This is a genomic window from Aureimonas sp. AU40 (assembly GCF_001463785.1).
Classification (GTDB): Bacteria; Pseudomonadota; Alphaproteobacteria; order Rhizobiales; family Rhizobiaceae; genus Aureimonas.
This window is the reverse complement of sequence record NZ_BBWL01000029.1, coordinates 67,897-92,589: the sequence shown is the minus strand read 5'-3', so window position 1 is coordinate 92,589 and position 24,693 is coordinate 67,897. Positions and strand designations below refer to the sequence as shown.

At 66.0% G+C, this 24,693-nt stretch carries 27 protein-coding genes; 20 read left to right on the top strand and 7 right to left on the bottom strand.

Annotated features, from left to right (window positions below; genetic code table 11):
- Positions 1 to 47: 47 nt before the first annotated feature.
- Both moaA and AUL32_RS09555 read left to right on the top strand, forming a co-directional pair.
- On the top strand, positions 48 to 1,082 hold the full coding sequence (gene moaA / locus AUL32_RS09560) for a GTP 3',8-cyclase MoaA (RefSeq protein ID WP_062114156.1): 1,035 nt from the start codon (positions 48 to 50) through the stop codon (positions 1,080 to 1,082).
- Positions 1,083 to 1,157: 75 nt separating this feature from the next.
- A complete protein-coding gene (locus tag AUL32_RS09555) occupies positions 1,158 to 1,394 on the top strand; it encodes a YMGG-like glycine zipper-containing protein (RefSeq protein ID WP_061976562.1) in 237 nt (78 codons plus the stop codon).
- A 166-nt stretch (positions 1,395 to 1,560) separates the two neighbouring features.
- Here the strand turns inward: AUL32_RS09555 and AUL32_RS09550 are convergent, their stop codons facing one another.
- A complete protein-coding gene (locus AUL32_RS09550) occupies positions 1,561 to 1,830 on the bottom strand; it encodes a hypothetical protein (RefSeq protein WP_061976563.1) in 270 nt (89 codons plus the stop codon).
- A 305-nt stretch (positions 1,831 to 2,135) separates the two neighbouring features.
- Between AUL32_RS09550 and AUL32_RS09545 the strand changes: the two genes are divergently transcribed.
- From AUL32_RS09545 to AUL32_RS09520, 6 genes are all read left to right on the top strand, one after another.
- Entirely contained in the window at positions 2,136 to 3,044 is a 909-nt protein-coding gene (locus tag AUL32_RS09545; protein WP_062114154.1) for a DMT family transporter, read from the top strand.
- Positions 3,041 to 3,661: a molybdenum cofactor guanylyltransferase gene (gene mobA, locus AUL32_RS09540; protein ID WP_062114152.1), complete on the top strand. Its 621-nt coding sequence runs from the start codon at positions 3,041 to 3,043 to the stop codon at positions 3,659 to 3,661. Before AUL32_RS09545 ends, mobA begins: the two co-directional genes overlap by 4 nt.
- Positions 3,662 to 3,768: 107 nt before the next feature.
- Positions 3,769 to 4,566, top strand: a complete 798-nt coding sequence (locus tag AUL32_RS09535) for an ABC transporter substrate-binding protein (protein WP_062114150.1) — start codon at positions 3,769 to 3,771, stop codon at positions 4,564 to 4,566.
- Between the two features lie 204 nt (positions 4,567 to 4,770).
- A complete protein-coding gene (locus AUL32_RS09530; RefSeq protein WP_062114297.1) occupies positions 4,771 to 5,484 on the top strand; it encodes an ABC transporter permease in 714 nt (237 codons plus the stop codon).
- The gene (locus tag AUL32_RS09525; protein ID WP_061976567.1) at positions 5,481 to 6,269 is read left to right on the top strand and encodes an ABC transporter permease; all 789 of its coding nucleotides are present in this window, start codon (positions 5,481 to 5,483) and stop codon (positions 6,267 to 6,269) included. The genes AUL32_RS09530 and AUL32_RS09525 overlap by 4 nt, the downstream gene beginning before the upstream one ends.
- A gap of 73 nt (positions 6,270 to 6,342) precedes the next feature.
- Complete coding sequence (locus AUL32_RS09520; RefSeq protein WP_062114294.1) at positions 6,343 to 7,212, top strand: NAD(P)-dependent oxidoreductase; 870 nt, start codon at positions 6,343 to 6,345, stop codon at positions 7,210 to 7,212.
- Between the two features lie 19 nt (positions 7,213 to 7,231).
- Here AUL32_RS09520 and AUL32_RS09515 read toward each other — a convergent pair whose 3' ends face one another.
- Together AUL32_RS09515 and AUL32_RS09510 are read right to left on the bottom strand one after the other, a co-directional pair.
- A complete protein-coding gene (locus tag AUL32_RS09515) occupies positions 7,232 to 7,717 on the bottom strand; it encodes an Lrp/AsnC family transcriptional regulator (protein WP_062114147.1) in 486 nt (161 codons plus the stop codon).
- A 56-nt stretch (positions 7,718 to 7,773) separates the two neighbouring features.
- Positions 7,774 to 8,337: a uracil-DNA glycosylase family protein gene (locus AUL32_RS09510; RefSeq protein ID WP_062114144.1), complete on the bottom strand. Its 564-nt coding sequence runs from the start codon at positions 8,335 to 8,337 to the stop codon at positions 7,774 to 7,776.
- A gap of 205 nt (positions 8,338 to 8,542) precedes the next feature.
- On the opposite strand from AUL32_RS09510, the gene AUL32_RS09505 reads away from it, so the two are divergent.
- The 3 genes from AUL32_RS09505 to AUL32_RS09495 are packed head-to-tail and all read left to right on the top strand — an operon-like array spanning position 8,543 to position 10,996.
- Positions 8,543 to 10,048 carry a sensor histidine kinase gene (locus AUL32_RS09505; RefSeq protein ID WP_062114141.1) on the top strand — a complete coding sequence of 502 codons (1,506 nt, stop codon included), beginning with the start codon at positions 8,543 to 8,545 and terminating at the stop codon, positions 10,046 to 10,048.
- Between the two features lie 47 nt (positions 10,049 to 10,095).
- The gene (locus AUL32_RS09500; RefSeq protein WP_062114139.1) at positions 10,096 to 10,299 is read left to right on the top strand and encodes a DUF1289 domain-containing protein; all 204 of its coding nucleotides are present in this window, start codon (positions 10,096 to 10,098) and stop codon (positions 10,297 to 10,299) included.
- A gap of 1 nt (position 10,300) precedes the next feature.
- Positions 10,301 to 10,996 carry a retropepsin-like aspartic protease family protein gene (locus AUL32_RS09495; RefSeq protein WP_062114136.1) on the top strand — a complete coding sequence of 232 codons (696 nt, stop codon included), beginning with the start codon at positions 10,301 to 10,303 and terminating at the stop codon, positions 10,994 to 10,996.
- A gap of 6 nt (positions 10,997 to 11,002) precedes the next feature.
- Here AUL32_RS09495 and AUL32_RS25165 read toward each other — a convergent pair whose 3' ends face one another.
- Complete coding sequence (locus AUL32_RS25165; RefSeq protein WP_156421135.1) at positions 11,003 to 11,155, bottom strand: hypothetical protein; 153 nt, start codon at positions 11,153 to 11,155, stop codon at positions 11,003 to 11,005.
- 52 nt (positions 11,156 to 11,207) lie between these two features.
- Positions 11,208 to 12,230, bottom strand: a complete 1,023-nt coding sequence (gene dusA / locus AUL32_RS09490) for a tRNA dihydrouridine(20/20a) synthase DusA (RefSeq protein WP_062114133.1) — start codon at positions 12,228 to 12,230, stop codon at positions 11,208 to 11,210.
- A gap of 293 nt (positions 12,231 to 12,523) precedes the next feature.
- On the opposite strand from dusA, the gene AUL32_RS09485 reads away from it, so the two are divergent.
- The 7 genes from AUL32_RS09485 to AUL32_RS09455 all read left to right on the top strand — a co-directional run bounded on the left by AUL32_RS09485 (position 12,524) and on the right by AUL32_RS09455 (position 20,101).
- Entirely contained in the window at positions 12,524 to 12,805 is a 282-nt protein-coding gene (locus AUL32_RS09485) for an acyl carrier protein (RefSeq protein ID WP_019996367.1), read from the top strand.
- Positions 12,806 to 12,944: 139 nt separating this feature from the next.
- Positions 12,945 to 14,141, top strand: a complete 1,197-nt coding sequence (locus AUL32_RS09480) for a beta-ketoacyl-ACP synthase (RefSeq protein WP_062114130.1) — start codon at positions 12,945 to 12,947, stop codon at positions 14,139 to 14,141.
- A 67-nt stretch (positions 14,142 to 14,208) separates the two neighbouring features.
- Positions 14,209 to 15,495 carry a beta-ketoacyl-ACP synthase gene (locus tag AUL32_RS09475; RefSeq protein WP_062114127.1) on the top strand — a complete coding sequence of 429 codons (1,287 nt, stop codon included), beginning with the start codon at positions 14,209 to 14,211 and terminating at the stop codon, positions 15,493 to 15,495.
- Between the two features lie 22 nt (positions 15,496 to 15,517).
- A complete protein-coding gene (locus AUL32_RS09470; protein ID WP_061976576.1) occupies positions 15,518 to 16,567 on the top strand; it encodes a zinc-binding dehydrogenase in 1,050 nt (349 codons plus the stop codon).
- A complete protein-coding gene (locus AUL32_RS09465; protein ID WP_062114124.1) occupies positions 16,564 to 17,484 on the top strand; it encodes a lipid A biosynthesis lauroyl acyltransferase in 921 nt (306 codons plus the stop codon). Before AUL32_RS09470 ends, AUL32_RS09465 begins: the two co-directional genes overlap by 4 nt.
- Positions 17,485 to 17,590: 106 nt before the next feature.
- Positions 17,591 to 19,546 carry a putative bifunctional diguanylate cyclase/phosphodiesterase gene (locus AUL32_RS09460; protein WP_062114122.1) on the top strand — a complete coding sequence of 652 codons (1,956 nt, stop codon included), beginning with the start codon at positions 17,591 to 17,593 and terminating at the stop codon, positions 19,544 to 19,546.
- A 225-nt stretch (positions 19,547 to 19,771) separates the two neighbouring features.
- Positions 19,772 to 20,101: a response regulator gene (locus AUL32_RS09455; protein ID WP_061976579.1), complete on the top strand. Its 330-nt coding sequence runs from the start codon at positions 19,772 to 19,774 to the stop codon at positions 20,099 to 20,101.
- 230 nt (positions 20,102 to 20,331) lie between these two features.
- Here AUL32_RS09455 and AUL32_RS25595 read toward each other — a convergent pair whose 3' ends face one another.
- Entirely contained in the window at positions 20,332 to 20,478 is a 147-nt protein-coding gene (locus tag AUL32_RS25595; RefSeq protein WP_187301269.1) for a hypothetical protein, read from the bottom strand.
- A 341-nt stretch (positions 20,479 to 20,819) separates the two neighbouring features.
- On the opposite strand from AUL32_RS25595, the gene AUL32_RS09450 reads away from it, so the two are divergent.
- Positions 20,820 to 21,770 carry a lysylphosphatidylglycerol synthase transmembrane domain-containing protein gene (locus tag AUL32_RS09450; protein WP_062114119.1) on the top strand — a complete coding sequence of 317 codons (951 nt, stop codon included), beginning with the start codon at positions 20,820 to 20,822 and terminating at the stop codon, positions 21,768 to 21,770.
- Positions 21,771 to 21,834: 64 nt separating this feature from the next.
- Here AUL32_RS09450 and AUL32_RS09445 read toward each other — a convergent pair whose 3' ends face one another.
- Complete coding sequence (locus AUL32_RS09445; RefSeq protein ID WP_062114117.1) at positions 21,835 to 22,674, bottom strand: DUF1194 domain-containing protein; 840 nt, start codon at positions 22,672 to 22,674, stop codon at positions 21,835 to 21,837.
- Between the two features lie 232 nt (positions 22,675 to 22,906).
- Here AUL32_RS09445 and AUL32_RS09440 point away from each other — a divergent pair, with 232 nt between their 5' ends.
- Positions 22,907 to 24,640, top strand: a complete 1,734-nt coding sequence (locus tag AUL32_RS09440; protein ID WP_156421402.1) for a hypothetical protein — start codon at positions 22,907 to 22,909, stop codon at positions 24,638 to 24,640.
- Positions 24,641 to 24,693: the final 53 nt, after the last annotated feature.

Sequence of the window (24,693 nt, the reverse complement as noted above, 5' to 3'; positions counted from 1 at the left end):
TTCGGCTGACGACGCGAAGGAAAGGACGGCGGCTCCGGTCGCCCAGCATGAGCATCATCAAGCCTCTCGCCCCGTCCGCCGGCAAGCCCGCGCTGATCGATCCGTTCCAGCGGGCGATCACCTACCTCCGGGTTTCGGTCACGGACCGCTGCGACTTCCGCTGCACCTACTGCATGGCGGAGGACATGGAATTCCTGCCCAAGCGCGACCTGCTCACGCTGGAAGAGCTCGACCGCCTGTCCACCGCCTTTATCGAGCGCGGCGTGCGGCGGCTGCGGCTGACGGGCGGCGAACCGCTGGTGCGCCGCAACGTCATGAGCCTCATCCGCTCCCTGTCCCGGCATCTCAGGAGCGGGCAGTTGGACGAGCTGACGCTGACCACCAACGGCTCGCAGCTTCAACGCTTCGCGGGAGAGCTGGCGGACTGCGGTGTGCGCCGGATCAACGTGTCGCTGGATACGCTGGACCCCGACAAGTTCGCCCACATCACCCGGCGCGGAGAACTGCCGGCCGTGCTCGCCGGCATCGACGCCGCGCTGGCGGCCGGTCTCAAGATCAAGCTCAACGCGGTCGCGCTCAAGAACTTCAACGAGGGCGAGTTGCCTTTCATGCTGCGCTGGGCGCACGAGCGCGGCATGGACATGACGGTCATCGAGACCATGCCGCTCGGCGAGATCGACGAGGACCGCACCGACCGCTACCTGCCGCTGACGCTGGTGCGTAAGCGGCTGGAGGAGCGCTTCACGCTTGTCGACATTCCCTACAAGACCGGCGGCCCGGCGCGCTATGTCGAGGTGGCCGAGACCGGCGGCCGGCTCGGCTTCATCACACCGATGACGCATAATTTCTGCGAAAGTTGCAACCGCGTCCGCATCACTTGCACCGGCACGCTCTTCATGTGCCTGGGACAGGAAGACGCGGCCGATCTGCGGGCTGCGATGCGCGGCTCGGAGGGCGACGAGGCCCTGCACCGCGCGATCGACGAAGCGATCGGGCGCAAGCCGAAGGGGCACGATTTCGTCATCGATCGGGCGACCAAGCGCCCTGCGGTTTCGCGTCACATGAGCGTGACGGGCGGCTAGCGGACAAAGTGGAACCGAGGGGGTGAACGCGGCGTTTGCCCGACATGTTAACGCCAGCGTCCGAAAGGCCCCGCCATGAAACCTCTCGTTAAATCCTCGCTTGCTCTCGGTGCGATCATGATGCTCGCGACCGGCTGCACCACGACAGAGCGCACGGTGGGTGGCGCTGCGATCGGCGGCGTAGGTGGCGCGGCCGTGGGCAATGCGGTCGGCGGCTCGGGCGGCGCGATCATTGGCGGCTTGGCCGGCGGCACCGCCGGCGCGCTCATCGGCCGCGAGTCCGGCCGCCGCGCGAATGGTTATTACTACTAGGCCTGTTTCGGCGAAGAATTGCAAAACACCCGCTTCCGACCTTTGAGGGTCGCAAGCGGGTGTTTTGGTTTGAATAGAGTACCTATGCCGCAGAGGGGGAAAAGGGCAGATGCCCTTCCCTCCACGATCAGCCTGCGATTTCACACACCTTGTAACCGCCTCGCGACTAGTCGCGACCGTCGCGATAAGCGTTCATCGCGCCGGCCGGCGAGATCGCATAGGCTCCGCCAGAGGAAGAGGACGGCAGCGCCGCCGCGAAAGCCAGCGGCATGACGCTCGCCGCCATCGCACTTGCGGCGGCTACGCCAAGGCTGCCGGGGCTCGCCAGCGGGGTGCTGGCGGTGTCGACGCGGGTCGGCTCGGCCCAGGTCGCGCGCCATTGCGCCAGTTGAAGCGTGCGCAGCGTGTCTTCGGTGGAGGCAAATCGATTGATCATGACGGGCGATCCAAACTCGAACCAGAAGCGGTCTATCCCAACAGTTTCGATGCATGCCGGTTGCGACGAGTTCCGAAAGATTAGCCGGCTCCGCCTTTCGGATGTCTTGGAGCAAAACCTAAGATTATAGGCATCGCTCCGATCGCTCTTTGAGGAGCAAGACCATGGGCGTGCTCGTGGCTGAGCGATCGACGCGGGCCATGACAAGCCCGGCTCCCATCATCCCTTCCCCGACATCGCCGCTCGCCTTCCACGGTGCGAGTCTCTAGAAGCGCCTCAACCGTCGCAGCCAAGCGGACCCGATCATGCCCCCATCAGGCGGCTTCCTAGCCGGTGAGAACGCGCGCGCCAGTCTTCTGATGATCGGCGCCATGGCGTGCTTCTCACTGAACGATATGATGGTGAAACTCCTCTCGGCCACGATGGACTTTCCGCAGATCATGGCTCTCCGCGGCGTGATCGTTTCGACGCTCCTGATCGCGCTGGCCCTTTATCGCGGCACGCTGCGCCCGCTCGGCAGACTTCGCCATCGCAGCGTTCTCCTGCGCACCTTGGCCGATATCCTGACCACCGTCTCCTACATCTCCGCGCTCAAGCATCTGCCGCTCGGAAACGCCTCGGCCGTGTTCCAGGCGCTCCCCTTCACGATCACGATCGGCGCCGCGCTGTTTCTGGGTGAGCGGGTGGGCTGGCGGCGCTGGCTGGCCATCGCGGTCGGCTTTCTCGGCGTTCTCGTGATCCTCCGACCCACCGGCGACGGTTTCAACATCTATGCCGTCTGGGTTCTGGTGTCGGTCGTCTTCGCGGCCATGCGCGATCTCGTGACACGGCGCATGCCGGCTTCGATCTCCTCGCTTCAGGTGGCGACGGTAACCTCCATCGCTGTCGCGACCACCGGCTTTCTCATGCTCCCCGCCGTCGGCTGGTCACCCGTCTCTGCCACCAACTGGCTGACGCTCGTGTTCGCGGCCTTTGCCATCGGCAGCGGCTATATCCTGATCGTCGCCTCCATGCGCACCGGGGACATGAGCTTCGTCGCTCCCTTTCGCTATTCCATCCTTCTCTTCGCCATGCTGCTCGGCGCCACGGTCTTCGGCGAGCGGCCGGACGTCTACGAGATCGCCGGCTCGCTGATCGTGGTGGGGAGCGGGGCCTACACGATCCACCGCGAAGGCGTGGTTCGCCGCATGGCGCGGCGGGCCGCAGCGGCGTGAGGCTGTTCGGCGCCGTGCTGGCGGGGGGGCGCGCGACGCGCCTCGGCGGCGTGCCCAAGCCCCTGCTGGAGGTCGGCGACCGAACCATGGCAGACCGCGCGCTCGATCCGCTCCGCCCTCACGCAGAGCGGCTCTTCGTCTCGACACATCAGGGCGCGCTCTATGCGCCGCTCGGGCTCCACACGGTGGAGGATGGCCGGCCTGAGAAACTCGGGCCGCTGGCGGGCCTCGCCGCGCTCGCCCGCGCCATCCGGCAGGAGACCGACGCGCCCTTCTGGCTTCTCACCGTGCCTGGAGACACGCCCTTTCTACCGCCCGATCTGGCGATGCGGCTGCTGGATGGTGCTGCGCCCGGCGAGGTTCGGGTGGCGAGCTTTCTCGGCCGCTGGCAACCTACCGTCGCGCTCTGGCCGGGCGAAGCGCTGGAGGGCCTGCCGGACTGGCTGGAAATTCCTGGGCGCGATCTGTCGATTCGCCGCTGGATCGAGCGCCATCCCCACCAGCCCATTGCGTTTCCGCCCGTCTCGCAAGCGCCGGACGGCGATCCGTTTTTCAACGTCAACACACCGGAAGACCTGGCGCGCGCACGCGGCTGTTTCGAGCCGGGGGAAAGGTGACCGCGACCGGAGCGAAGGCTTGCCAACGGGCGAAGCGAGCCCTTATTGCTTGTGGAATGGGCATGCCCTTTTGTCGGGCTGCCAGGCTTCTGCGAGAAGGTTGAGCCATGCGATCCATCAAGACGGTTCTTTTCGCCCTGTCGGCGCTGGCGCTGACCTCGTCCCTCGCCTCGGCGCAGGAAAGCGACGCCAACAAGACCTGGACGGAGGTTCGTATCGGCTCCGAGGGCGCTTATCCGCCCTTCAACTCGCTCGACTCGTCCGGCCAGCTCAACGGCTTCGACATCGACATCGCCAATGCGCTCTGCGCCGAGATGAAGGTGAAGTGCACCTTCGTGACGCAGGACTGGGACGGCATCATCCCGGCCCTCCAGAACGGCCGCTTCGACGCGATTATGTCCGGCATGTCGATCACGCCCGAGCGCGAGAAGCAGGTCCTCTTCACCAACAAGTATTTCAACACGCCCGGCGCCGTCGCCGTGCCGAAGGACTCCAAGATCGCCGACATCTCGGCCGCCTCGCTGGCCGGCAAGACGATCGGCGCGCAGGCCTCCACGACCCATTCCCAGGCGGCGGAGAAGTTCTTCCCCGACGCCGACGTGCGCGTCTATCCCACGGCCGAGGAATACAAGCTCGACATCGCGAACGGCCGCCTCGACGCCGTGACCGATGACATCGTCGTGCTCGGCCCCTGGCTGGAAAGCACGGAAGGCGCCTGCTGCAAGTTGCTCGGCACGCTGCCGATCGACGAGAGCGTCTATGGCAAGGGTCTAGGCATCGCCGTTCGCCAGGGCGACACGAAGCTGAAGAAGATGTTCGACGACGCGATCGTCGCGATCCGCGCCAACGGCACCTACAAGACGATCCAGGACAAGTACTTCAAGTTCGACGTCTACGGCGGCTGAGCCATCGGCACCAGATGCCGGGCGGGGTGAGCGGCGGTTGAGCCGCCGCCCCGCCCTCTCCACTTCCTCCGCCGCGCGGGAGGGTCGCGCCGCCGATCTTCCAAGCTGGCGCGCGAGGTGCTACCAGCGGCCTCCCGAATTCAAGGCCAGGGAACCGATGAGACCAGTCCGCAGAGGCGCCCTTCGCTGCGTCCGGTGCGCTTCGTGACGAGCGACTATCTCACGCTTCTGTCCTACGGCGCGGACGGCTGGGGCGACGAGCTTCTGTCCGGTCTTCTCGTCACCTTCTCGCTGGCGCTGGCGACCCTGCCCCTCGGCCTCGTTCTCGGCCTTGCCCTGGCGTTGGCCAAGCGCGGTTCCGATCCGGCCTTGCGGCTGTCGGCCAATGTCTACACCACGCTGTTTCGCGGCCTTCCCGAGCTGCTCACGCTGTTCCTCGTTTATTACGGCGGGCAGAATTTGCTGAATTCCGTCAGCGGCGCGCTCGGCTTCGGCAATATCGAGATTTCCAGCTTCCTCGCCGGCATGATCGCGCTCGGCCTCGTGTTCGCGGCCTATTCCAGCGAGGTGTTCCTGTCCGCCTTCCAGGCCATTCCGAACGGGCAATGGGAAGGCGGCCGGGCGCTCGGCCTGCGCGAGCGGCGCATCTTCCGGCTGGTGGTCTTTCCCCAGCTGCTGCGAATCAGCCTGCCCGGCCTGTCCAATGTCTGGCTAAATCTTTTGAAGGACACGGCGCTCGTGTCCGTGGTCGGCCTCGCCGACATTCTTCGGCAGACCGGCGTCGCGGCGCGGGTGACGCGCGAATCCTTCTTCTTCTTCGCGCTGGCCTGCGTCCTCTACCTCCTCCTCACCTTCGTCTCCTCGATCGCGCTTCGGCAGTTGGAGCGCTGGACCCGGCGCGGGGAGATGGCCCGATGAGCGTTCGAACCTTCGTTTCAAGGTCGAGCTGGGGCGGCCTCGCCACACTCGGCGTGTGGCTGGCAGGCGGTATCGGCCTCGTCGCCTATCTCGTGTCGGCGTGGAACCCCGATCTCGTCGCGCGCTATGGGCCGCTCTACCTCCAGGGCCTTCGCACCACGCTGATTCTCGTTTCCTTGTCCTACCTTTTCGGCATGGCGCTGTCCGTGCCGCTCGCCGCCGGGCGCCTGTCGCAGAACCGGCTGGCGCTGGCGCTGACGGGCGCTTATGTCGGCTTCTTTCGCGGCACGCCCCTGATCGCCCAGCTCTTTCTGATCTACTACGGCTTCGGCAGTTTCCGCCCCGCCTTCGAGGCGGTGGGTCTCTGGTGGTTCTTCCGCGAGGCCTGGTACTGCGCGGTGCTGGCGCTGGCGCTGAACACGGCGGCCTATCAGACCGAAATCCTGCGCGGCGCGATCCTCAGCATTCCCAAGGGCCAATGGGAGGGCGCTCGCTCGCTCGCCCTGCCGCGCTGGGTCACGCTTCGCCGGATCATCGCACCGCAGGCGCTCATGGTCGCGCTGCGCCCCTATGCCAACGAACTAATCCTGATGGTGAAGGCCTCGGCCATCGTCGCCATCATCACGGTGTTCGATCTGTTCGGCGAAACGCGGCGCGCCTTCTCACGCTCCTTCGACTTCCAGACCTATGTCTGGGCTGCGTTGTTCTATCTCGTGATCGTCGAGATCGTGCGCAACCTGACCGCGCTCGCCGAGAAGCGCCTGACACGGCACCTCCAGCGCTGATCTTGTCGCTCCGCCACTGGGCGGAATGATGCTATGGGGCAGCCAACCTCCATCCATGCGAAAGGCACGCGGCGTGGCGAAGACGGCTTTCATCGGACTGGGCGTCATGGGCTTTCCCATGGCCGGGCATCTCACGGCCAAGGGCGGGCACGAGGTCACGGTGTTCAACCGCACGACTGACAAAGCCGAGCGCTGGGCGAGCCAGCATGGCGGCGCCTTTCGCGCCACCCCGCGCGAGGCGGCCGAGGGCGCAGACTTCGTCTTCGTGTGCGTCGGCAATGACGACGACGTTCGCTCCGTCGTGCTGGGTGCGGACGGCGCCTTGGCCGGCATGAAGCCCGGCGCCACGCTGGTCGACCACACCACGGCCTCGGCCGAGCTTGCCCGCGAGCTCGACCAGGCGGCGCGCGAGAAAGGCCTGCGCTTTCTCGACGCTCCGGTGTCGGGCGGTCAGGCCGGCGCGGAGAACGGGGTTCTCACCGTCATGGTCGGCGGCGAGAGCGAGACATTCGAGGCGGCGCGGCCGGTGATCGATTCCTACGCCCGTATGGTCGGCCTCATGGGCCCGGCGGGCTCGGGCCAGCTTGCCAAGATGATGAACCAGATCTGCATTGCCGGGCTGGTGGAAGGGCTCGCCGAGGCCATTCATTTCGGCCAGAAGGCCGGGCTCGACATCGCCACCGTCGTGGACGTCATCTCCAAGGGCGCGGCCGGCTCCTGGCAGATGGAAAACCGCCACAAGACCATGGCGGCCGGGCAATACGAGTTCGGCTTCGCGGTGGAATGGATGCGCAAGGATCTCGGCATCTGCCTCAGCGAAGCCCGCCGCAACGGCGCCTCGCTGCCCGTCACGGCGCTGGTGGATCAGTTCTATGCCGAGGTCGAGGCCGGCGGCGGCAAGCGCTGGGACACGTCCTCGCTCCTGTCGCGCTTGAACCGCTGACGCCGCATTTGCGGGAGGCTTAAGCCTCCCGCTGGTCCTTCTCCAGGATCATGTAGTCGAGCGGCAGTTCTGTGGTCGTCTTGATGCGCTCCATCGCGAAGGCCGAGGACACGTCGCGAATGTCGATCTTCGAGATCAGCCGCTTGTAGAACCCGTCATAGGCCGCGATATCGGGCACGACGACGCGCAGGAGATAATCCACGTCGCCGCTCATGCGATAGAAATCAACGACTTCCGGGAATTCATTCACCACTTCCGAGAAGCGCTTCAGCCATTCCGACGAGTGCGAATGGGTGTGGATCGACACGAACACGGTGACGCGCGTGTTGACCTTGTCGGGATCGAGGATCGCGACGCGCCGGCGAATGACCCCTTCCTCCTCCAGCTTCTGGATGCGGCGCCAGCAGGGCGTGGTGGACAGGCCGACCCGTTTGGCGACATCCGCCACCGCAAGGGTCGCATCCTCCTGAAGCAGCCTCAGGATCTTCTTGTCCAAACGGTCCATGGCCGCCTCTCACATCTGCACAACGTGCACTTTGTACAACAGGCGGGCACGTCTTGTCAGAGCAGGCGCGCGATCCTCCGCCGAAGTTCGGGCAAAATCGTCTCCTCGAACCAGGGATTGCGCGAAATCCATCCGCTGTTGCGCCAGGACGGATGGGGAAGCGGCAGAATCGTCGGCCCTTCGCACACCTCGCCCGCACCCGCCCGCCAGAGGTCCAGCGCCTCCGCAACGCTGCGCCCGGCCAACCCCGCTTTCCCCAGGTGCCAGAGCTGAGCGGTGCGGCCGACCGCCAGGATCAGCCCGAGCTGCGGCATGGTTGCGAACACCTCCCCATGCCAGCGCCGGCGGCATTCCGGGCGGGGCGGGCGGTCGCCGCCCTTCGGGTCGGTTCCGGGAAAGCAGAAGCCCATCGGCACGATGGCGATGCGAGTCGCGTCGTAGAACACGGCCTCGCCGACGCCCATCCAGGCCCGCAGGCGGACGCCGGACGGATCTGTGAAAGGCCGGCCGGAGCGATCGGCGAGATTGCCGGGCGCCTGCCCCGCGATACAGATGCGCGCGGTGTTCGACAGAGTGAACACGGGATTGGGCTCGCGCTCCAGCGGCGCGCCGAGCGGCATATCTCGGCAGATACGGCAGGCGCGAATCCGCCGATCGAGCGAGGCAATCGCACCGCATGGTGCGTCCGGCTGGGTCACAGCGGGCCCCTTTTCGTGCGCGGGATGTCGTTCCTTGCGGCTTGTCACCAGCTCTTAATCCAATTTCTTAAGCTTTTCGCAAGAGCATGAGGGACCGTCTGCGCGGCAACCTCGTGTTCTAGAATTCATGTCCATTGCGGCCCCTCCTTCCCTGAACGAGAAGCTGCCCCGGCGCGGGCAGGTGCCGCGGCGTGGAGATGTCGCGGAGACCGTGCGCTCGGCGCGCGACCGGCTTCTTTCGCCCGCCGGCCTGCCGCCGCGCATCGAGCTGGCGCTTCTGCGCCAGCATGTGTCGCAGCTTTTTCTCGGCCTGCCCGTGGTCGCGACGATCGTCGCGACGCTGGCGATCGCCATCGGGCTGCGCGAGACCTTGTTCGCCTGGAGCTGGATCGCCGCCAACATCGCCGGCTGCGGCCTCCTGGTGCTGGCCGTGCTCCGCTTCGAAACCTCGAACCGGCCGATCTTTCAGGCGCTGGCCTGGAAGCGTCTGTTTCTGGTCGTGCATTTCTTGGCGGGGCTGCCATGGGCGCTGCTCTGGCTCTGGCCTTTGTGCGGATCGTGCGGCCTCGTCGATACGCAGGCCCTGCGCTTTGCCGCCTCCATGGGCGCGGTGGCGACGATCGCGATCATCGGCGCGGCGCTAGGCGGTGTCGTGGTCGCCATGTTCCTGCCCTTGATCGGCGCCCTTCTCTACCGACTGGCGACCGGCACGGACGTTCTGGATCAGGCGATGCACGGGCTACTGATCGGCGCCGTTCCGTTTTTCGCCCTGGTCGCCGACCGGCTGCGCAAGGGCGCGGTGGAGCGGCTGCGCCATCAGGCCGAGAAGGACCAGCTCGTGTCCGAGATCGAGACCGCGCGCATCCAGTCCGACGAGGCGCGCCAGCGGGCCGAGCACGCCAATCTCGCCAAGTCGCAGTTCCTGGCGACGATGAGCCACGAGTTGCGCACGCCGCTCAACGCCATTCTGGGCTTTTCCGAGGTCATCACCAACGAGATTCTCGGCCCCGTCGGCAATGCGACCTACAAGGACTATGTCCACGACATCCACAATTCCGGCCAGCATCTCCTGGATCTCATCAACGAGATCCTGGACCTGTCGCGCGTCGAGGCCGGCCGCTACACGCTGAACGAGGAGCCGCTGCTTCTAGCCGACACCGCGCGCGAGGGCATCGGCTATGTCCAGATGAAGGCTGACACCAAGCGCATCTCGATCGTCTCCGAGTTCGAGCCCAACCTGCCGCAGCTCTGGGGCGACCAGCGCTCGCTGCGACAGGTGGTGTTGAACCTTCTGTCCAACGCGGTGAAGTTCACGCCCGAGGGCGGCCGCGTCGTCTGCCGCGTGGGCTGGACAGCCGGCGGCGGGCAATATGTCTCGGTCAGCGACAACGGGCCTGGCATCCCCGAGGACGAGCTTCCGACCGTCCTATCCTCCTTCGGGCAGGGATCGAGCGCGATCAAATCCGCCGAACAGGGAACGGGCCTCGGCCTGCCCATCGTCCAGGCGCTGATGGCCCTGCACAATGGCCGGCTGGACCTCAATTCCAAGCTAGGCCACGGCACGGAGGCCATCGCCATCTTCCCGCATTCGCGGGTGCTCGAAGTCATGCCGGCGTTACAGGATTTCGTCTGACGAAACCTTCATTTGCGCCATCCCCGACCCCGCCCCATCTGACCGATATGTCGACCCTCTCCCCTCCCACCACCTCGCCCTGCATCAAGGTCTGCGTCATCGAGCCCGCGAGCGGCTGGTGCCTGGGCTGCGGTCGCACGATCGAGGAAATCATGGCCTGGGGCTCGCTCAACGAGGGGGACAGGCTCACGGTCATGGCCGGGCTACCGGAGCGGATGAGCGCGCTCGCGGCAGGGCAGGAGGCGAGCTGACATGCGCTTTCTCGCCATCCTGGTCGCCCTCTTCGCGGGCATCGTCCTTCATTGGGCCTATGGCGCGGGCGAGCCGGTGATCGCGGGGCTCGACAGCGACCGCACGGCTTCCCTCCTTTATCTTGGCCTGTGGTCGATGCTCCTCGGCAGCAGCGTCTTCGTGCTGTTTCGCCATCGCTGGGGTGAGGCGTTTCGTGCGCTCGTCATCTGGGGCTTCGCCTTTCTCGTGCTGATCGGCGCCTATGCCTATCGCGACGAGTTCGCAGCGGTGCGCAACCGCGTCATGGCCGAACTCTGGCCGGGCTATACCGTCAGCGCCGGCACGGGCGGCGAGGTCATGGCCGTGCGCGCCGACGACCGGCATTTCCATGTCGACGCCAGTGTGAACGGGCGCCCCGTCTCGTTTCTGGTGGACACCGGCGCCAGCGTCGTGGCGATCGACCCGGCGGTGGCACGCCGGATCGGCATCGACACCGACCGCCTCGCCTATACCAGCCGCATCCAGACCGCCAACGGCGTCGCCCGCGCGGCGGAGGTGACGCTGGAAAGCGTGCGCATCGGCTCGATCGAGCGCCGCAACGTGCGCGCCGTGGTCTCGGAAGGCTCGACCATCGGCAGCAGCCTTCTCGGCATGAGCTTCCTCGGCACGCTCGGCTCTTTCGAGTTTCGCGGCGACCGGCTCATCCTTCGCGATTGACGCGATCTACTTCGAGATCATGCCCAGGAAGAGATAGCCGACGATCGACAGATTGCCGATCAGGCCGAACGCCAGAACGACCCAGATGAACAACCAGAGCGGCGAGCGCTTCGGCTTGGAGAATGGGGCGGGCGGCGGGCTGGGGCGTTTGGCCTTCAAGACGACGGGTCCTTTTCGATTGCGGCGAGGTAACGGAAAACGAGTGCCGCCGTCAGGCCGCGTTCTCGGCAGTGGGCGGGGCGAGTTCGACATGCGAAAACGCCTCCAGGATCAGGTCCGGCGTGGCGTCCGGCCGCCCGGCGCGCTCCGACAGGATCTGCCGCCAGCGCCGGGCGCCGGGCTGGCCCTGGAACAGACCGACCATATGCCGCGTGACTTGGGCGAGACGCCCGCCCCGCGCCATATGCGCCGCCGCGTAGTCCACCGTCTGGCTCAGAAGCGCGGGGTAGTCGACGGGCTGCGCCGGACGGCCATGGATCAGCGGCCCGACCTCGGCGAGATCCGACGGATTGCCATAGGCGCCTCGTCCCATCATCACGCCGTCCAGACCCGGAAGCTGCTCCGCCGCCATGCGCACGCTGGTCAGGCCACCGTTCAAGCCGATGAACATACCCGGCATGCGCGCCTTCAGACGATGAACGCGGCCGTAGTCGAGCGGCGGGATGTCACGGTTTTCCTTGGGGCTGAGGCCCTGGAGCCAAGCCTTGCGGGCGTGGACCCAGATGGCCGAGACGCCGGCCTCGGCGGCCGCATCGGCCAGCGCGTCGAGCGCGGCTTCGGGGTCCTGCTCGTCCACCCCAATGCGGCACTTCACCGTCACCGGAATCGACACGGCGTCGCGCATCGCCGCGAGACATTCGCCCACCAACGCCGGCTGCAGCATGAGACAGGCGCCGAACGCGCCGGACTGGACCCGGTCCGACGGGCAGCCGACATTGAGATTGATCTCGTCGTAACCGAACCCTTCCGCAATGCGAGCCGCCTCGGCGAGCTTGGCGGGATCGGAACCGCCCAGTTGCAGCGCCAACGGATGCTCCGCCGCGTCGAAGCCTAGCAGCCGTTCGCGATCACCATGCAGGACGGCGTCCGCCACGATCATCTCGGTATAAAGCAGCGCGTCCGGCGCGAGCAGCCGGTGGAAGAAGCGACACCGTCTGTCCGTCCAATCGATCATCGGCGCGACGGCGAAGAGCGGGCCTTGCGAGTAATGAGAGGGGCGTGGGGGGGCGGACATGGGACGTGCGGCTCTTCCGGTCTGACGGCTCCCGCCGGTGGAGGCGGCGTGCGGCTGGCGTCTGACCCCGACCGGGCCTGGGCGCGCCGACGGGAGCGGCATTTTCTTGGGCTTGCCCCTATATGCGTGACAAGACAGGCTTGCGCCACCCGCCGAAGGCTCGGGCGGGTGCGCGCTTGGCCATCCCGACCCGAGCGATCGGGGGCCTGGGCGCGGTGTGCTTTGCAAAATCGCCGTGATTGCCTATAGGGTCCCGACTCGATCAGCCAGCGCTCTTTGCGAAGGAAACCGTCTTGACTTCAACGTTCGACCGGGTTGCCGACATCATCGCCGAAACGAGCGAGATCGATCGGGACAGCATCACGCCGGAAAGCCACACGATCGACGATCTCGGCATCGACTCGCTCGACTTCCTCGACATCGTCTTCGCGATCGACAAGGAATTCGGCATCAAGATCCCGCTCGAGAAGTGGACCCAGCGCGTCAATGAGGGCGAGGCCAACACGGAAGAATATTTCGTGATGAAGAACCTCTGCGCCAAGATCGACGAGTTGCGCGCCGCCAAGGGTGCCTGACCCGAGCACTGACGAACAGGATGCGCCGGCCGATCCGACGCATCCACGGATACGACGACCGACCCTCCGGCGAGCGCCCTGGCGTTCGCGACCTCGATCCGGCGCCTGCGCGCGTCCGGTTCGCGCTGAGAGACCTTTGATGACCCAAGCCGCCCGCGACGTTCTCATCACCGGACTGGGACTGGTTTCCTCCCTCGGAGAAGGCGTCGAGGCGCATGTCGCGCGGCTGACCGCGCCGGGAACGCCGCAGCCGGTGCTCGAGGCGGAGCGCTTCGCCCCTTATCTCCTCCATCCCCTGCCCCAGATCGACTGGAGCCGCCAGATCCCCAAGAAGGGTGACCAGCGGCAGATGGAGACCTGGCAGAAGCTCGGCGTCTATGCCGCGGGCCTCGCGCTGGAGGATGCCGGCATTCCCGCCGACGAGGCGACGCGCGCGGGCATCGACATGATCGTCTCGGCCGGCGGCGGTGAGCGGGACCCGGAGGTGGACGCGCTGGTCATGTCGCGCGCGCGCGGCCTCGCCGAGCCGCAGCCCCTGATGAACGAGCTTCTGTCGAGCGAGCTTCGCCCGACGCTGTTTCTCGCCCAACTCTCCAATCTCATGGCCGGCAACATATCGATCGTCCATAAGGTGACGGGCTCCTCGCGCACCTTCATGGGCGAGGAAAGCGCGGGCATGTCGGCGGTGCAGATCGCCAGCGCCCGCATCCGCTCGGGCCAGAGCCGGGTCTGCCTCGTGGGCGGCGCCTTCTCGGCCGAGCGCAAGGACCTTCTGACCAATTACGAACTCGGCGGCTTCCTCTTGCGCGACCAGTGGCTTCCGGTGCCGAGCCGCGCGGGCGAGACGGCGGGCCTCGCGCCCGGCAGCATGGGCGCGTTCCTGATCCTGGAAGACGCCGAGCACGCGGCAGAGCGCCATGCCACGGCCTATGCCAAGCTGCGCTTCGTGGCGGGCGATCGCGGCGGGCGGGACGATTCGGCCTTCCGCCGCCGCTTCGGACGCCTGTTGGACGAGGCGGATGCACGGGACGAAGAGCTTCTGGTGCTCTCGGGCGCGACGGGCCTCGACGGCGTGACCGAAGCCGAGACCGAGCTTCTGCGCGAGCACTATCCTCACGCGGCCCATCGCGCCTATGGCACGGCGATCGGCCACGGGTTCGAGGCGCATTTTCCGGCCGGCGTGGCGCTCGCCGCCGCACTGCTCGCGGCCCGCAAGCTGCCCTCGCCGGCGGCGGGCGGCGAGGAGCGGCCGGCCGAATTCGAGCCAAAGCGCGCGCTGGTGACCGGCGTCGGCCATGTGCGCGGCGAAGGCGTCTGCCTGATGGAAGCGGTCTGAGGCGGGCTTTAGCCCACCTCACCCACGGATCGGCGCGGCGCACCGTGCCAGGGACGAAAAGACGATCATGGCTTCAAGCGATCTCGATTTCCTCGGCCGCCCGGTGGTCGCCATCACCGGCATCGGCGTCGTGTCCTCGCTCGGGCGCGGCGTCGCCGACAATTGGTCGGCGCTGGTGTCCGGCCGCTCCGGCATCCACACGATCACGCGCTTTGCCACTGACAATCTGCGCACCACGATCGCCGGCACGGTGGACTTCATGGCCGTCGAGCCTTGGAGCGGCATCGATCTTTCCTATGCGTTGGCGGAAGCGGCCGGCACCGAGGCGATCGCCATGGCGGGCCTCGACCCCACCGGCTTCGACGCGCCGCTGTTTCTGGCCGCCCCGCCGATCGAACTGGAATGGTCGCAGCGCCTGGCGCTCGACAAGCTGACCGGCGAAGCGCGCGAGGAGGCCGGCTATGACCGGCTGATGGAACTCGCCCGCCAGCACCGCTCGCGCGCCGTCTACGACCTCACCCTCTTCGGCGGCATTTCCGACCGATTGGCCGACAAGCTCGGCACGCGCGGCCTGCCCGTCACGCTGTCCACCGCCTGCGCCTCTGGCGCCAGCGCCATCCAGCTCGGCGTCGAGGCGATCCGGCGCGGCGATGCCGAGCGATGCATGGCCATCGGCACCGACGGCTCGGTCGGCGCCGAGGCGCTGATCCGCTTCTCGCTCCTCTCGGCTCTCTCGACGCAGAACGAGCGCCCGGAAAAGGCCTCCAAGCCTTTCTCCAAGGATCGCGACGGCTTCGTCATGGCCGAGGGCGCAGGCGCGCTGGTGCTGGAATCGCTGAGCGCCGCCAAGGCGCGGGGCGCCACCATCCTCGGTGTTCTGCTCGGCGTCGGCGAGAAGGCCGACGACTTCCACCGCACCCGGTCCAAGCCGGACGGCTCGCCCATCATCGCGACGATCCGCGCCGGGCTGGAGGATGCCGGGTTGCAGCCGGCCGACATCGGCTATGTCAACGCCCATGGCACCTCCACGCCCGAGAACGACCGGATGGAGTACACCGGCCTCTCCGCCGTGTTCGGCGACGTGCTGACCGGCGTGCCCGTCTCCTCCAACAAGTCGATGATCGGGCACACGCTGACGGCGGCCGGCGCGATCGAGGCGGTGTTCTCGGTGCTTTCCATGCGCGAGGGCACGCTGCCCCCGACGATCAACTACGACCAGCCCGACCCGGCCATTCCGCTCGACATGGTGCCCAATGCGGCGCGCTCGGCCGATGTTTCGGCGGTTCTCTCCAATTCCTTCGGCTTCGGCGGCCAGAACGTCTCGCTCGTGATCGGGCGCGAGCCGCGTAGCTAGGCTCTAAAGGGTTCATTTCTCCATGCAGGCTCTGCAGCTCGTCGCCGACAAGGATCTTCGCCGCGTCGAGATCGACGAACCCGGCGCGCCCGGCCCCGGCGAAGTCACCGTCCGCATCCAGGTCGTGGCGCTCAACCATATCGACGTCTGGGGCTGGCGGGGCATGGCCTTCGCCAAGCGCAAGATGCCGCTGACGATCGGGGCCGAGGCTTCGGGCGTGGTGGAGCGGCTGGGCGAAGGCACGTCCGGCCTCGTGCCCGGCCAGCTCGTGTCGATCTACGGCGCGCGCACCTGCGGCCTGTGCAAGGCCTGCCGCGAGAAGCGGGACAATCTCTGCGAGCACGTCTCGGGTGTCCACGGCTTCCATCTCGACGGCTTTGCGCAGGAACGGGTGAACCTGCCGGCCCGCCTTCTCGTCCCCGCTCCTCCGGGCTGCGACGCGGTCGGCGCGGCGCTCGCCCCCGTCACCTTCGGCACCGTGGAACACATGCTGTTCGACAATGCCAAGCTGGAGCCGGGCGAGACGATCCTCGTTCATGCCGGCGGCTCCGGCATCGGCACGGCCGCGATCCAGCTTGCCAAGCGCCATGGCGCAACCGTCATCACCACGGTCGGCTCCGACGACAAGATCGAGCCCGCACGCGCCCTCGGCGCCGATCATGTGATCAATTATCGCACCGACCGCTTCGAGGGCGTGGTGCGCAAGCTCACCAAGAAGCGCGGCGTCGATGTCGTGTTCGAGCATGTCGGCAAGGACACGTTCGCAGGGTCCATGCTCTGCATGAAGCGTGGCGGGCGGCTCGTCACCTGCGGCTCCACTTCGGGCGTTTCCACCGAGATGAACCTGATGATGCTGTTCCAGCAGCAGCTGAAGCTCATGGGGTCCTTCGGTTGCCGCATGGAGAACATGGCCGACGCCATGCAGAAGATGGCGCGCGGCTTGGTGAAGCCGGTGATCGACACCGAAGTCGGGCTGGACGACATCGCCGTCGCGCTCGACCGGATGGAAGGGCGCCGCGTCTTCGGCAAGATCATCCTCCACATGGACCGTGGGACCGGCACCGCCGGATGAACCCGACGCTCGCCAAGGCCTGGAAGATCCAGAAGAAGACGCGCGACTTCCTGGCCGCCAAGGCGCTGTTCGCGATCCTGCGCGTCCTGCGCCTTTTTCCCGCGCGTCAGGGACTGGAGGCGGCCGACCGTCTCGCCCGGATGATCGGCCCCCTCACCTCGCGCCACAAGCTGGCGGTCGAGAATCTGAAGCTCGCCTATCCCGAAAAGGACGCGGCCTGGGTCGAGACGACCGCTCGCGCCAATTGGGGCCAGATGGGGCGCATCGCGGCCGAGTACGTCTTCCTGGACGAGATCTTCGACTTCGACCCCGCGCGGCCGCCGGGCGAAGGGCTGATCGAAGTCGATGGGATCGACCTCTTCCTGGAACTGCGCGACAGCGGCAAGCCGATCATCTTCTTCACAGGCCATCTCGGCTGCTTCGAGCTCTTGCCGATCTGCGCCGCGACCTTCGGCCTCGACGTGACCGCGCTGTTCCGACAGCCCAACAATCGCTATGTGGCGCGCGAGGTGCTGGCCGCGCGCAAGACGCGGGGCGGGCACCTCGTGCCCTCCAAGGCGGGCGCGGCCTGGGCGCTTGCCAGCATTCTCGACCGGCAAGGTAAGGTCGGGATGCTGGTGGACCAGAAATTCGCCAAGGGCGTGCCGACGACCTTTTTCGGCCGCCCCTGCCGCACCAACCCGCTCCTGCCCAAGCTGGCCCGTCAGTTCGACTGCGACGTCTACCCCGCGCGCTCGATTCGCTTACCCAACGGACGCTACAGGCTGGAACTGCAGCCCCGGCTCGACCTGACGCGCACGGAGACCGGCGAGATCGACATCGCGGCCAGCTGCCAGCAGTTGAACGACGTGGTGGAAGGCTGGGTACGCGAGCATCCCGACCAATGGATGTGGTTCCATCGCCGCTGGCAGACGTAAGCCGCGAGCCGGATAAGGGAAAACCCGACCTTCCACGAGCACGAGGCCGCCCGGGCCAAGGATTTTTAAGGTTCTTCGTCTAAGGCTATCGGCAAGGGGAATGCCGATGCTTCGGAAACTGGGACGCAAATATGCCTCGACGGTGGCCGGCGCGATTGCCTTGCTGGCCGTGGTCGCGGCTGCCGGCTTCTATGCCGGACAAGGAGCGGTGGAATCCCTCGTGCAAGGCGAGGTAGAGACCAGGGCTCAGCGTTTCGCGTCCTTTCTGCTCGAAAATGGCCCCCAGCTCGACGCCCTCCTGACGGGCCTTTCCCGAACCGCCGACGCCGAGGTCGAGGCCCGCAATGCGGGCGCGGCGGCCAATCTCGTCAATTTCTCGATCTTCGACGCCAATGGGCACGAGGTCTTCACGCCGCGTTCGACGCGCCAGGAATGGCTCTTGCGCGAGCGCCCGGGCGGCACCGCAACGGGCGTTTCGCTTTCGACAGACTACCTGGAGAAATCCGGCCCTTGGATCGCAGTGGACGGCGCATCGGGCAGCAAGCCGACGGCGACGCTTCCCCTGTTTCGGGACGGCCAGCGCATCGGATTTCTTTCCGTCAGCCCCGACATGGCAGAGGAACGGCAGCGTTTCGTGTCCGACATCTCGTCGGTTGCCGCCAGCCTCTTCGGGGCCGCCATCTTTGCGATCGGCGTTCCCGCCGCGATCTTCTTCCTGCGTCGCCGGATGATCGAACAGGTCAACGAGCGCATCGAATTCCTCGACAATTTCGACCCCCTGACGCACCTTCTCAACCGGAAACGCTTTCAGGAACGGGCCGATAGCATTCTGGCGACGTCGCGCGCCACGCGCGAGCGCATGGCTCTTTGGGCGATCAACGTCACCAGCCTGTCGGACATCAACAGCGGCATGGGGCAGCAGGTCGGCGACGAGTTGCTGCGCACCCTGTCGGAGCGCATCGGAGCAGTGATCGACAAGGCCGATCTATTCGGCCGGATGAGCGGCGGCGACTTCCGCCTGCTCCAACGCAACAATCTGAGCGGCGTGCAGGCCGTGGAAACGCTCGCGCAGAAAATTCGCGAGACGGTGGAGATGCCGATCGAGATCGCCGGCCATACGATCGTGCCCAAGCTCGCCATCGGCGTGTCGCTCGTTCCCGATCATGGCCGCAACATTTCCGACATCGAGCGCCATGCCGATCTTGCCCGCACGGCGCACACGGAGGGCAAGTCCGGTTTCTACGCCGTGTTTGATCCGTCCATGGATGTGGAAGCGCATCGCCGGCGGCAGATCGAGCGCGACATGCGCATTGCCCTCAAGAACGACCGGTTCGAGCTCTTCTATCAGCCCATCGTCGGCGCCTCGGACGGCGTGCCCAAAGGTTACGAGGCGCTGATTCGCCTGCCGGACGACCAAGGCGGATTCATCTCGCCCGGCGAGTTCATCCCGATCGCCGAAGCGCGCGACCTGATGAAGCCCATCAGCGACTTCGTGATCGACGAGAGCATCCGCCAGATCGCGCTCTGGCCCGAGCATCTCTACATGTCGATCAACCTCTCCCCAGCGCAGTTCCAGGACAACGATCTCGTCGAGATCGTCAGCTCGGCGCTCCAGCGCCACGGGGTCAGCGGCAACCGGCTTCAGATCGAGGTGGTGGAAACGTTGCTGCTCGAGCGCAGCGACATCGTGCTGCACCAGTTGCGCGGCCTGAAGCAGCTCGGCATTTCCATCGCCATGGACGACTTCGGCACGGGCTACTCCTCGCTCGGCTATCTCTGGCGCTTCCCGTTCGACACGTTGAAGATCGACCAGTCGTTCATGCTCGCCTTCGACGCCGGGGAAGCCAATGTCCGACAGATCCTCGAGACGATCATCTCGCTCGCCCACAATCTGGGCATGCGCGTCACCACCGAAGGCGTCGAGACGGCCGAGCAGGCGCGCATGCTCGCAGCTCTGCATTGCGACGCTCTCCAGGGCTTCCATTTTTCCCGGCCCAAACCCGCGCGGCAGATCGACATCGCCCCGAATGCGACCCTGCGCAAGGTCGAAGCCGCCGCTTGAGACCGTAAGACATGGCCGCCGGCAAGCATCATGGCTCGCTACCATGCGGACTTATCGAGGCCCCTTTCTCTTTCCTGGCAAAGTCGAACCTCCTTAATACCCTGGCCACACGCGAGAGCTTGTTAAGAGTTAAATAATATTTACTTTAAACTGGAAATATTCTCAGCTCTTACGCGAACCGAACCGAAGTCGGCGCATTCTATCTTCAGGCAACGGAGTTGTGTGATGCGTGTCCTGATTGTCGAAGACGAACCGCTGATCGCGATGGATCTGGAAGACTTGGTGCTGGAAGCGTCCAATGCCGACTGCGTCTGGGCTCGCGATGTCGCGGGAGGCTTGATGCAGGTGGCCCGTGGCGTCGACTTCGCCCTTCTGGACTTCGACCTCGGTGGGCAGACCTCTCTCCCGGTGGCCCTGCGTCTGCAGGCGCAGTCCATCCCCTTCTGCTTCGTGTCGGGCAGCCTGTCCGACGTTCCGCTTTCGCTGCGGGCTGTTCCCAGCATCGCCAAGCCTTTCCGCCCCGCCGACATCCGGCGCTTGCTCGCTGTGGCCTGACGGCACGAGACGCAGTTCAGCCTTTCAAGGAGAGTCGATCTGGCGCCGCGCCCGAAAAGGGCACGGCGCCAATTTCGTTTGCTATGCGCAAAACTCTCATATGACGACGTTGAATGGCTGGAACATCATTCTGGTAGCATTGGCTTTCGTGCCGGACATGCCAAAAAGGCTGAACCGTCCATCGACGGTTCAGCCTTTCAAGATTGTCTTCGAGAGGAAGCGGCCTGCCGTTAGCGCGCGACATCTTTCACGGCTGCGCCCGTCGCATCGACGGTGTTGCCGACGTCGCGGCCGACGCCACGAACGGTGTTGGCGCATGCCGAAAGCGCCAGAGTGGCGACCAGGGCGAGAGCGACGGAAGTGACGCGACGGGGCATGCTGTGCTCCTATGGACGATGTTCTGGCCTCAAAACAAAGCTGCGGCGATTTGGTTCCCACAATTTCGTCACCTTCGCGACATGGCGAGGTCACGCACTGGGGATAGGCCCGACAGGATTGGGCGCGACGGGAGCGGCCGGGTTCGCCTGCGAAACCAGCCGGCCTTCGTTCGCGTCCTTGCGAGTGGGAAAATGGCTTTCTTCAAAGCCGCGTGTGCCCGATCCGTTTGCTTTGCCTTCACCATTTCAATGGCTTATGTGGCAAGGCGTTGGCAGCAGGAATACCGCGTCGAACGGCCGCCGGAAGGCGGGCCGGCGACACGGGGCGGGAAGGGATTCGCATGAAGTTGAAGGATGCCATCTGGCCCGTGATCGGCATCGGCGCCGTCGTATTTTCATGCTGGCTCCTGTTCCGCGAAGTGCGGACCATCTCGCTGGACCAGATCTGGGCGAGCTTCACGGCCATCACGGGATGGCAATGGACGGGCTCGCTCGCCAGTGCGGCACTGGCCTATGTCATGCTCGCCTATTACGACCGGTTGGCGCTCCGCCATATCGGCCGCTCGGTGCCCTTCCCCTTCATTGCCGCGACATCCTTTGCCACCTATGCGCTGTCGCACAATATCGGCGCTTCGGTGTTCTCGGGGGCCGTGGTGCGCTATCGCGCCTATCGCTCGCGCGGCCTGTCGGGCTCCGAGATCGCGCTGCTGATCGCCTTCTGCTCCTTCACCTTCGGCGTCGGCGTGCTTCTCGTCAGCGCCGTGTCGCTGCTGATTCAGCCGGACATCATCCAGCGCTATTTCGACATCCACTCTTCTGTGCCCCTCTTCATCGCGGGCGCGATCGTGGTGGCCATCGCCTTCTACGTGTTCGGGAGTTTCAAGGGCTTCCAGCCGCTGACCATCGGCAAGTTCCACCTACACTATCCCCGCCGCGACGTGGTGATCCGCCAGTTGATCGCCGCTCCGCTCGAAATCGTGGCCGCCGCCAGCATCATCTATTTCGCCCTTCCCCCAGAGCATAATCCGGGCTTCGTGGTGGTTCTGGCGATCTTCGTCGTGTCCTTCTCGCTGGCGCTCGTGTCCCATGCGCCGGGCGGCCTCGGCGTCCTGGAAGTGACCTTCCTCGCCGGTCTGTCGGACGTTCCGGAAACCAACGTCCTCGCCGCGCTCCTCGTCTTCCGCATCCTCTATCTTCTGATCCCCTTCGCCATCGCGATCGTTCTCGTGCTCCTGTTCGAGCAGAGCGCCCTGTGGCGTCGCAAGTCGGCGGACGGCTCCTCGCAGAACTGAGCGCGTCGGGCGCCCGGCCCGCGCAGCGAGCGGGCGCCTCGGCGCCGATGCGGCAAGGCCGGTTCTAGTTGGCAGGCCCCGCGTCGGTCGGCACCCGCCATTGCCGCTCGCCGTCGAGGCAGGAGCCCTTGTCCGGCGCGCCGGCGGTGAGCACGATGCGCGCCGTCTTGCGCGGCTTGTGCGGTGTAAGCTCGGCGAGTTCCAGAACCAGCTTGCGCCGGATCGCATCGGGAAACTGGCGCCACTCAGTGACCGGGATCATGAAGGCGCCGGGGCCGCCGATCACGCATTGGCTGTAGTAGCGGTCGAGATCGGGCATCGATCCCCAGGCGTTAATGTCCTCCGCGCCGCCCTGCGTCATCAAGGGCAGGCCGTTGATGACGATGCCTTGAGCCACCGCCGCGTCGCGCGCATCCAGCACCGGGCGACCCTGGTTGTTCGCGCCGTCCCCCGAGATGTCGATGACCCGCCGATCGCCGGCATAGCCATTCCCCTCGAACAGCTTTGCGGAAAAATCGATCGCGGCCGAGATCGAGGTGCGCCTCTGGCGGTCTGGCTCGGCCGTCGCCAGAAGCGTGGCGAAGCGCTCGGCGCTTTCCTGGCTGTGGATCAGCGTCCAGGGAATGACGACGTTCTGGGTGAGATCGCCCGCCCATTCCACATAGGTGACGGCGACCCGCCCGTTGAGCCCGTCGCGGACAGCGTCCAGCACCTCCTTGCTGCGCCAGGCCGCGACATAGCCTTGGCGCTGGATGGCCTGCTCGTCCTCGTTCATCGACCAGGAGATATCGACCGCCATCACCAGTTCGACATCGACGGGCAGATCCTCGGCCGCAGCCGGCCTTCCCTCCTCGATCGCGAGAAGGGCGAGGCATGCGAGCAAGGGGGTCCAAACGCCGCGCATGGAGGGATGGTGAAGTCTTCCTTACGATTTCGCAACAGGCTGGGCGCGACTTTTTCGCAAGGCGCCTCCCGGCCTTGGGCGAAAGGTCCGAAGGGCGATCAGCTTTGAAACACCCCTTTTTTGCACGGCTTAGCGCGAGAAAATGCGTTCTTTCACATGGTCGTTCACCAGTCGTAACCGCGTTCGCGGCAGGATGGGTACAACCCGTTCGCAACTTCCGAGACCCGCGGATATGTCCACGACGCCCCTGTCACGTCCGCTTGGCCCCAGGTCCCACCCGTGGCTCCACTGGCTGTCTCGGCGCGGCCATGGGCCGCTGGTGCTCTTCGTGCTGGCGGCCTGTCTCGTCGGGCTCTCGCTGCCGCTCACCCTGCCGCTCGGCCCGTTCTATTGGGACACCGTTCTTTATCTCGACGGCGGCAACCGCGTCCTGACAGGGCAGATCCCCTCGACGGACTTCTTCGCGCCGGTCGGCCCGCTCGGCTACTGGCTGTTCGCCGGCGGGCTTCGGCTTTTCTCGCAGCCGCAACCCCTGCTTCTGGCGCATTGGATGATGTTTCTCGTCACCCTGCCGCCCTTCCTTCCCGTCCTCCTGCGCGTGGCGAAGGAGCGACCGGCCCTCGCCTGGGGTCTCCTCCTACCGCTCGTGTTCTTTCAGCTCCTGCCCCTGAACGTCGAGCAGTTCTCCACCTTCCCGAGCTTCGACGGCTACGGGATGTACAACAGGCAGGTGTCGCAGGTTCTCTATGTGCTCGTCGCTGCCCTTCTGTTCGAGCGCCGCGCCGGGCTGCTCCTATTCGCGATCGCCTGGTGCTGCACGGCGCTGTTTCTTCTGAAGATCACCGGCTTCATCGTCGCCGGGCTGATCTGCCTTCTCGCCTTCGCGGCGGGCCGCGTGCCGCTGCGCGTCGCGCTGGGCGCGGTGGCTTGCTTCCTCCTCGTCCTGGCCGGGCTGGAGCTTCGCTTCGCGCTGGTCAGCCGCTACATTCTCGACATCGCGGCGCTGGTTCGGCTGAACGAGGGCGGCCTTGCCTCGCGTCTGGTTCAGGCCGCGTCGATCCATTTCGGGCTTTTCGGCGCAGGCTGCGCGCTTCTGGTCGGGCTGCTCGTCACCCAGTGGACCTCGGTGCGCGAGAGGCTGACGGTGCTCGGGGCGCGCCGCGATCTTCCCTCGCTCGCCGCCGTGCTGGATCAGGACATCGTCTGGCTCATCGTGCTGCTCGCCGGCGGCATTTTCTTCGAGTCGCAGAACACGGGCGATCAGGCCTTTCTCTTCCTCTGGCCGTTGCTCTTGCGCATTCTGTCGGGGCCGGCGGGGCGCTCCCTGCCCGTTCTCGTGCTGGTCGGCGCGGTGGCGCTGCCGCCCTTCGTCAACGTGGCGCACCGGGCGGCGCGCGCGCTGATCGGCCAGATCTACTATGTCGACCTGCCGCTGCCCAACCTGAAGATCCTCGCCCAAGTGAACCAGCGGCCCGAACTGGTGGAGCGCGCCGAGGTCAATCTCGACATTCTCGGCCGCCGCAAGGAAACCTACGAGGCGTTTGCAGAGCACGGGCAGCTGCCGATCTATGCGATGTATGCCGATCTCGATTTCCAGGCGACCTGGCTGCTGGCGACCGATCAGGCGGTCTCGGCCATCCAGGCCTTTGAGGCGCGGGAGGGCGTGCGGTTCGAGACGATCATGACGCTCAACTTCACCAACCCCTTTCCCTATCTTCTCGACCGGCAGGCGCCGCGACGGATCGCGATCGGCGCCGATCCCTCGCGCGCGGTCCCGCCGCCCGACGCGGAGACGATCGCCGCCGTTCGCGGCACCGATCTCATCCTCTACCCCACCTGCCCGATCACGCCCGCCAACATCGCCCTGCGGACCATCTACGAGGCGGGTCTTGCCGGTCACCGGACGGTGGAACTCTCGCCCTGCTGGACCGGATATGTCCGGGAAGGCCTTCTCGAAAACCGATGAGCGTTGGCGCAGACGCGCAAACGAAAAGGCCGGGTCCTCGAAGGACCCGGCCT

Coding starts and splice junctions, on each gene's coding strand:
- moaA (WP_062114156.1), top strand. CDS start 48: ATGAGCATCATCAAGCCTCTCGCCCCGTCCGCCGGCAAGCCCGCGCTG.
- AUL32_RS09555 (WP_061976562.1), top strand. CDS start 1,158: ATGAAACCTCTCGTTAAATCCTCGCTTGCTCTCGGTGCGATCATGATG.
- AUL32_RS09550 (WP_061976563.1), bottom strand. CDS start 1,830: ATGATCAATCGATTTGCCTCCACCGAAGACACGCTGCGCACGCTTCAA.
- AUL32_RS09545 (WP_062114154.1), top strand. CDS start 2,136: ATGCCCCCATCAGGCGGCTTCCTAGCCGGTGAGAACGCGCGCGCCAGT.
- AUL32_RS09535 (WP_062114150.1), top strand. CDS start 3,769: ATGCGATCCATCAAGACGGTTCTTTTCGCCCTGTCGGCGCTGGCGCTG.
- AUL32_RS09525 (WP_061976567.1), top strand. CDS start 5,481: ATGAGCGTTCGAACCTTCGTTTCAAGGTCGAGCTGGGGCGGCCTCGCC.
- AUL32_RS09515 (WP_062114147.1), bottom strand. CDS start 7,717: ATGGACCGTTTGGACAAGAAGATCCTGAGGCTGCTTCAGGAGGATGCG.
- AUL32_RS09510 (WP_062114144.1), bottom strand. CDS start 8,337: ATGCCGCTCGGCGCGCCGCTGGAGCGCGAGCCCAATCCCGTGTTCACT.
- AUL32_RS09505 (WP_062114141.1), top strand. CDS start 8,543: ATGTCCATTGCGGCCCCTCCTTCCCTGAACGAGAAGCTGCCCCGGCGC.
- AUL32_RS09500 (WP_062114139.1), top strand. CDS start 10,096: ATGTCGACCCTCTCCCCTCCCACCACCTCGCCCTGCATCAAGGTCTGC.
- AUL32_RS09495 (WP_062114136.1), top strand. CDS start 10,301: ATGCGCTTTCTCGCCATCCTGGTCGCCCTCTTCGCGGGCATCGTCCTT.
- dusA (WP_062114133.1), bottom strand. CDS start 12,230: ATGTCCGCCCCCCCACGCCCCTCTCATTACTCGCAAGGCCCGCTCTTC.
- AUL32_RS09480 (WP_062114130.1), top strand. CDS start 12,945: ATGACCCAAGCCGCCCGCGACGTTCTCATCACCGGACTGGGACTGGTT.
- AUL32_RS09475 (WP_062114127.1), top strand. CDS start 14,209: ATGGCTTCAAGCGATCTCGATTTCCTCGGCCGCCCGGTGGTCGCCATC.
- AUL32_RS09470 (WP_061976576.1), top strand. CDS start 15,518: ATGCAGGCTCTGCAGCTCGTCGCCGACAAGGATCTTCGCCGCGTCGAG.
- AUL32_RS09465 (WP_062114124.1), top strand. CDS start 16,564: ATGAACCCGACGCTCGCCAAGGCCTGGAAGATCCAGAAGAAGACGCGC.
- AUL32_RS09460 (WP_062114122.1), top strand. CDS start 17,591: ATGCTTCGGAAACTGGGACGCAAATATGCCTCGACGGTGGCCGGCGCG.
- AUL32_RS09455 (WP_061976579.1), top strand. CDS start 19,772: ATGCGTGTCCTGATTGTCGAAGACGAACCGCTGATCGCGATGGATCTG.
- AUL32_RS25595 (WP_187301269.1), bottom strand. CDS start 20,478: ATGCCCCGTCGCGTCACTTCCGTCGCTCTCGCCCTGGTCGCCACTCTG.
- AUL32_RS09450 (WP_062114119.1), top strand. CDS start 20,820: ATGAAGTTGAAGGATGCCATCTGGCCCGTGATCGGCATCGGCGCCGTC.
- AUL32_RS09445 (WP_062114117.1), bottom strand. CDS start 22,674: ATGCGCGGCGTTTGGACCCCCTTGCTCGCATGCCTCGCCCTTCTCGCG.
- AUL32_RS09440 (WP_156421402.1), top strand. CDS start 22,907: ATGTCCACGACGCCCCTGTCACGTCCGCTTGGCCCCAGGTCCCACCCG.